Raw genomic sequence first — 6,960 nt, forward strand, 5'->3', positions numbered from 1 at the left:
CGTAGGTTGCTCAAAGCACAGCTTTGAGATTGCAGATAAAACTGACGTGGTTTGAAGAGATTTTCGAAGAGTATGACAAAGAAAAAACGAACGAGACTCGCTTCCTATCACGAAAGCTAGATCTCATTCGTCAAAATGATATTACCAAGTCTGGTTTATCCATTCATTGAAACGTGAACGTGGTCATAGTGGTTTTCTGTCACACTACCACGGTCTGGCATTGGGTTCCAAGTATTAGCTGGTCCATATTTGCTATCGAATGGAGCATAGAAACGTTGTTTCCAGATAATGTAACTAATTCCACGGCTGGCCATGTTTTGAATAGCGTATTCCGCAAGCTTATCCCCTAGTTCTGAGCTTTCTGGTACCATAAAGTCGATAGCCAAACCTTTTCCGTGATCTCCACTGTCTCCTGGACGGTAACCACTAAAGGATGTGATGCCAAACAAGTTAGCAATTTCTTCTTTAAAGGCAGCTGTTTGTGGTTGAAGGCCTGCATTTTCAGATTTCGCTACCGCAAGTCCAGCATAATCGGGCGCTGCTGGAGCCGCGTAAGTTGTTGAAACTGTTTTCTTCTCTTCTAGTTGATAAGTAGAAACTGCTGGTGTAGCTTCACTTGATGCTACTTCTTTTACTTCTTCTAAACTTGTTGCAGTTGTTTCTATTGCTTTTTCTTCTACTGGAGTTGTAGTTGTTTCCACTGTTGACTCAGCCTGAGGGCTTGCTTGTGTTTCCTCTTTCTCAGCTGGAGTCGTTGCCTGAGGAGCTGCTTCTGCAACTGCATTGCTTGTTTCGGCTATTTGCTTCTCTGAAACAGAATTTCCTGTAGATGGCGCGACTTCTTCTGCAGTAGTAACTGTCTCTGCAACTTCTGAACTTGATGCCACTTCTTTTGTTCTTGTAGTTTCTACCGCTTTTGGAGCTTCTGCAATCGGTTGAGAAAGATCTGCAACCTGAACAGTTTGAGCATCAACGGTCACTTGATTGGTTGTCAAATCTGCTGTCGCAGTTGTCACTTCCTCACTAGAAGCTGCTCGAGGAGTTTGGATTTCAACTTCTGTTACTTCTTCTGCTTCATTGACAGTCGTTGTCAAAACGGTTTCTGGGAAAATCAGGTCCATATTGGTGATTTTATTCAAATTCGCAAGAACTGTGACATCTACACCCAAGGCTTCTGCAATTGTGCTCAAGGTATCACCATACTGAACGGTATAACTTGTTTTGTTATCCGTTTTAGTCAAATCATTTTGGATTTGCTCAACACTACGTGCAGTCCAAAGAAGTTCTTCTGCTTGGGTTGCCAATACTGGGGCAAACGACAAGGCTACTGTTGAGGCTAATAATATTCTTTTCTTCATTCTTTCAAATTCCTTTCAAATGAGTACCTGTCTATGATAACACAAAAAATGCAGAAAAAAAGCCCTCTCGGGCCTATTTAACAGAACTGTCTATTCCTTGTAACAAACTCGGTTACTTGAAATAGTTTGTTAGGTCTCTGTCACAAAACTGACACAATCTTTTTATAGCTCAGCCTCAAAAATACGGGAAATATCTGCTAAGGCTTGAATCCTGTGATTGCCTCCATAAGACGACTCTAAAAAGTTAAGACTTTGAATCCCACTATTCTGAGCAAATTCCACATCCAGAGTCCGATCCCCTATATAATAGGTTTTCTCAGGATCCAACTGATACTTGTCTAACAGATAGGTAGCCGCTTCCGGATTAGGCTTGCGCGCAAAGCCACTCTGACTGGTTAAAATCTCTGTAAAATAAGATTCCAAACCCAAGTCTCTGAGAATGGTAAGAGCATTGTCTCCCTTATGAGTGTAAACAAACTGCTGAATTCCTGATTCCTCTGCCCAAGCTAGCACATCACGCGCACCTGGCATTAAGACTACCTGAGCATTCTTCTCAGCCAGACTCTGAGCACGCACTTGATTGAGCATTTCCACATCCAGCTTTCTCTCTTCTGCCACCTGCACAAGCAAATCCTGCACCGAATACTTGAGGATAAACTCTCTCACCTGCTCCTTATCATAAGGAATAGAAAACTGAGCAAAAGTTTCCTCAATCCCTGACAAAATTGCTTCATAAGAGTCCAATAAAGTCCCGTCTAAATCCCAAATAAAAGCTGTTTTTTGCATTTCCTATCCTTTCAATCTCATATAGCGCTGGTAACGATAGCGTAGAAATAACCAGCGAAAACCATTATCCAAAAGGGTTCCGGCCCAAATACCGGGCAAGCCCCAACCAAGCACAATCCCCATCAGATATCCTGTTCCAATGCGGATACACCACATTCCTATACTTGTCGCATAAAAGGGAAGCCGAGCATTGCCCAAACCCTGCCAGACTGCCGTATAGATGACTGTTCCTATCGTCATAGGAGTTCCTAGTAGAGAGAAAAGTGCCACCAAAACACTAGCTTCAACCGCTAGAGAATCAGTCGTATAGAGATGAGTTAGTGGTATACTCAAAGCATAGATACTGAAGGTCAAGGGTAACATGAGGACCAGAGAAAGCCAAAAGGTTTGCTTGCTCAAACTAGCTACTCTTTCCCAATTATCCTCTCCAACTGCTCGGGCCACTAGCATGACCGTTGCCGTAGCGACGCCAAAGGCAGGCATGTAGTTAAACTGGGTCAAAACTTCTCCGACCGCATTTCCCGCCACTGCCTCTGTCCCGAAAGACACAACCAAGGCAATGATAACGACATCACCAGCCCGCATCATGAGCCGCTCTCCAGCTGCTGGCAAAGCTAAGGTCAATAGTTCCTTATCTAAACCAAAAGTCGGTTTCTCAAAAGGCAACTTTAATTGCGACCATAAAATCACAAGACCTACCAAACGAGACAGAATAGTCCCCCAAGCAACACCCGCTATCCCCATATCCAGTACAAAAATAGCTAGACTGGAAAAGAGAATATTCAAAGCATTTGACAAGAGACTAATATAAAGAGGCAGACGTGGATTATGCGTTGCACGAATCAAGGAACCCAGACTGGTCACCAATCCCAAAAGAACAATCGATCCGCCTACCAAAGATAGATAGAGTCCACCACTTTCGGCCACAGTCTGTTCAGTTCCCAAAAGTCCTATCATCTCTTGCCCAGCGAAGATGGACAAAGTTCCTAAAAGGAAACTTAATAATAAGGTAATCTTCAACGCCTCAGTCACATGATAGGCTAGCTTAGACTGATCCTTCTGCCCCAAACTTTTTGAAATAACACTGGAAATAGCAGCTCCCAGAGCGATAAAAATCGCCTGATAAATCGTGATAATATTGCCAGCTACTGAAACACCTGAAATAGCGATTAAGCCCAAGTGAGCAACCAGATAACTATCCACCATCCCCATGAGCATCTGCAAAAAGTTTTCGCCCATAGCTGGCAAGGCAATATTAAGAATGTCTTTATTTTTCTTAAACAATCCTTCCTCCTGATGAAAAGAAACTCAGTTAGTTTCCCAACCGAGTTTACTCCCTCTGTCTTAAAGTCCTAGATAAGCCTCAACGGCTGCTTGCATGTCAGCAGCCGCCACAGTTGTCTTATGACGAACTGGAGCTGTTTCAAGGCCATCAACTGCTGGCGGCACTGCCACTCCTGAAATATCATGTAATTGAGCCAAAGCTTCAAAGTCGCCAAGCCCTGATTTTCCAGTTACAGCTTCTACTGCAACCACTGGGAACTTGTATGGACTCGCTGTTGAAGCAATCACTGTCTTAGTCACATCACCAGTAGCCGCTTGGTATTTCTTATAAACTGCCGAGGCAACTGCCGTATGTGGATCCTCGATATAAGAATCTGACTCATAGATACGCTTGATTTCTGCTGCTGTTTCTTCCTCAGTCGCATATTCTGCTGCAAAGAGGTTAAGAATCTCCGCATCAAAGTCTGTCAACTCATATTGTCCTTGCTTGTTCAAGGCATTCATGAGTTCAGCTGTTTTAACCGCATCATTACCCAAAAGATGGAAAATCAAACGCTCCAAGTTTGAAGATACCAAGATATCCATAGATGGGCTAGTTGTTACCTTAAACTCACGTTTCTTATCGTAAACACGTGTCTTGAAGAAGTCTGTCAAAACATTGTTGTCATTTGAAGCACAGATCAATTTACCAACTGGAAGACCGATTTGTTTAGCATAAAAAGCAGCCAAGATATTTCCAAAGTTTCCTGTTGGTACTGTGAAGTTGACCTTATCACCAGCCACAATCTCACCAGTCTTGACCGACTGAGTATAGGCATAAACATAATAAACAATCTGTGGCACCAAACGACCAATATTCATAGAGTTTGCTGATGAAAATTGCAGTTTATTGGTAGCCAACTTTTCACGAAGAGCCACATCGTTAAACATATGTTTCACATTTGTTTGGGCATCATCAAAGTTACCATCAATAGCGATAACATGAGTATTGTCGCCAGTCTGAGTGGTCATTTGCAACTCTTGTACCTTGCTGACACCATCCTTTGGATAAAAGACGATAATCTCAGTACCAGGAACATCCGCAAACCCTGCCATAGCAGCCTTCCCAGTATCACCAGATGTCGCTGTTAAAATGACAATCTTGTTCTCCAAACCATGCTTCTTAGCAGCTGTTGTCATAAAGTATGGCAAAATAGACAAGGCCATATCCTTAAAAGCAATTGTTGAACCATGGAAAAGCTCCAGATTGTATTGCCCGTCTAATTTCACTAATGGTGCGATAGCTGGAGTATCAAACTTGCTATCGTAGGCATTGTTGATACAGTAGTCCAACTCTTCAGCTGTAAAGTCATCTAAAAATGCTGACAAAACAAGCTTAGCAACTTCCTGATAAGAAGCATCTTTCAATTTGTCAAAATCCAAATCTACCTTTGGATAAGTAAGCGGTGTAAACAAACCACCATCCGTTGCTAAACCTTGCAAAATAGCTTGGCTGGCAGTTACTGTATTGTTGGCATCACGCGTTGATTGATAAACTAATGTCATTACTCTCTATCCTTTATCTATAGTCTCATCCATTATATCATGATTTTTCAGAAAATTCTCCTTTTACAAGAGAAATTATAGGCTCAATTCTTCTTTCAAAGGCTGTAAGTAGGTCATTTCTTGCTTATTTCTCATCTCCAGTCCTTCCTCAGCTAGCAGGAGTAAGTCTTTGGAAAATTCAATAATCGCAGTTTCTTCCTGATCTGTAAGCTTTTTCTTAGAAAATTGTCGTCTTAAAAACTTGTAATTACGACCAAATGCTTCAAAGAAAGGTGTTGTTTCTAAGTAAGGTTCAAGTTTCTCTAAATTAACTAATAATCCCAAGTGAAAGGCGGCAGAAGCGAAAGTTCTATCTAGAGATTGAGTACACACACTACGAAACTCAACTGTTCCGCGAGTCGTTAAGTCTTGGTACTGATAACTACGATGGGTTTCAAAATCCTTCTCTTGAGGATAAATAATAATCTCATCCCCATTAAGTGCATATGCTTGGATTTCAGGTGTAGCCAAATAATCCCTTGCCTGAATCGGATAAAAATAATAGGTTTGCCCATCGCGTTCCGCAGTAAAAATTGCAGAATGATCTAGATAATCAAAAAAATCATCCTCATCTTTAAAGAGGCTAGCATTGACACCAACATTCTCTGGATAGATACCATGCATAGATTCTTCCCAGAAAATATCTCTTGAGATTTTTGTATCCCAATCAGCACCTGTAAACTCAGAATTTGCAAATAAATAAGCCTTAGCCCCTTCAATTTGGGTAAAAGCATTAATCACTCGTAAGTAGTTAGACTTTGAAACATCCAACTGAACCTGACTCCCACAAATAAACGCTCCGTATTCAGGGAAATGATGTAAGTCTGATTTAGTCATATTTCTACTCAAATTCAAATAGTCCATCAACATCTGATAGCGTGGGTAAGCCACTGGACAATTCTCATTTTTATCCCAGTTGGGATGAATACCACAGCCAACAATAGCATGATTTGATTCAGCTAACTTCTTCTGGATTGCTGTCATATAAATACTAAAACGTTCTTCAACCTCTTGTATCGTTTCAGCCTTACCAAATGCAAACTCAATCGTAGTATAGGAAACTTCAAATAAAATAGCATCCTGACTTACTGACTCCACTAACTGAATAGGAGTCCCAAAATCATCTACCTTTTCGACAGTAAAATCCAAAGCAGAAACTAAATATCGGAATAAGTGTTTGATAACTTCAACATCTGTGGCATCCCCTTCCAAATTTACAACAGGATATTCCAGTTCAATCCCGACAAACAATTCAGGATTTTCTTTAATATTTTTCAAATACCGATGTTTTAATAAATCGATAGAACGAGACATACTTCCCTACACTTTCATAATCTAAATAAAATTTGAATAACTATCATTATACCAAAAATAATATAAAAAAGGAACGAAGATTTACAACGTTCCTTAACTCTATACTATACCGGCGGCCAACAAATTAGCGTTAAAATAAGTTAAAATAAACAAGTAAAAAGCGATTAAATCAAGATATTATCACACGCTAGTTAGTATTGAAATTAAGGAAATTGACCAGTGGTTGACCAAATAAATTTTTAGTTTTTACTATAAATTCAAAGTTTAAAAATTTAATAATCACATTTTTTATACATGATTCGATACCGTGTTCGGCGAAATTGGTATAGTCCGATATTCATTCTCAAAATTGGTTTAAATAGCGTAGTCTTTTAAATTAATTTTGTGAATCCAAAAAATCTTCCTACTAATGTAAGAAGATTTTTTTATTTATTCTATAATTGTATAATCTCCACTATCTAACAAGTCTATTACTTTTTGAACAAATTGAGTTGAGAGTAAATCTGCTATATCAGCTCCATGAGTTTGAAAATTCTCATCTATTTCTTTGATTTCTAATTTAGTATTTTTTTCTGCCCTTTCTTCTGTAATTGGGGTATGAAAACTATATTCACCGATTTCATAATATAAAAAA

The 6,960-nt window shown here is 39.9% G+C and carries 5 protein-coding genes and 1 pseudogene; all 6 read right to left on the bottom strand.

Features of this window, described 5'->3' with window-relative positions; translation table 11 throughout:
• Window positions 1-155 precede the first annotated feature (155 nt).
• On the bottom strand, window positions 156-1,358 hold the full coding sequence (locus ACWPV5_RS09990) for a LysM peptidoglycan-binding domain-containing protein (RefSeq protein ID WP_219967487.1): 1,203 nt from the start codon (window positions 1,356-1,358) through the stop codon (window positions 156-158).
• 162 nt (window positions 1,359-1,520) lie between these two features.
• The gene (locus ACWPV5_RS09995; RefSeq protein ID WP_219967486.1) at window positions 1,521-2,144 is read right to left on the bottom strand and encodes an HAD family hydrolase; all 624 of its coding nucleotides are present in this window, start codon (window positions 2,142-2,144) and stop codon (window positions 1,521-1,523) included.
• A gap of 3 nt (window positions 2,145-2,147) precedes the next feature.
• Entirely contained in the window at window positions 2,148-3,428 is a 1,281-nt protein-coding gene (locus tag ACWPV5_RS10000) for an MATE family efflux transporter (RefSeq protein ID WP_261046314.1), read from the bottom strand.
• Between the two features lie 60 nt (window positions 3,429-3,488).
• The gene (gene thrC, locus ACWPV5_RS10005; RefSeq protein WP_454383733.1) at window positions 3,489-4,973 is read right to left on the bottom strand and encodes a threonine synthase; all 1,485 of its coding nucleotides are present in this window, start codon (window positions 4,971-4,973) and stop codon (window positions 3,489-3,491) included.
• 75 nt (window positions 4,974-5,048) lie between these two features.
• Window positions 5,049-6,326: a gamma-glutamylcysteine synthetase gene (locus ACWPV5_RS10010; protein ID WP_261046316.1), complete on the bottom strand. Its 1,278-nt coding sequence runs from the start codon at window positions 6,324-6,326 to the stop codon at window positions 5,049-5,051.
• A gap of 429 nt (window positions 6,327-6,755) precedes the next feature.
• Window positions 6,756-6,960 (bottom strand): annotated as a pseudogene (locus tag ACWPV5_RS10015) (hypothetical protein); the annotation flags it as partial.

The sequence above is a fragment of the Streptococcus sp. Marseille-Q7156 genome (assembly GCF_965119495.1).

Excerpts from the sequence above, each read along its gene's own strand:
- ACWPV5_RS09990 (WP_219967487.1), bottom strand. The coding sequence starts at position 1,358 with ATGAAGAAAAGAATATTATTAGCCTCAACAGTAGCCTTGTCGTTTGCC.
- ACWPV5_RS09995 (WP_219967486.1), bottom strand. The coding sequence starts at position 2,144 with ATGCAAAAAACAGCTTTTATTTGGGATTTAGACGGGACTTTATTGGAC.
- thrC (WP_454383733.1), bottom strand. The coding sequence starts at position 4,973 with ATGACATTAGTTTATCAATCAACGCGTGATGCCAACAATACAGTAACT.
- ACWPV5_RS10010 (WP_261046316.1), bottom strand. The coding sequence starts at position 6,326 with ATGTCTCGTTCTATCGATTTATTAAAACATCGGTATTTGAAAAATATT.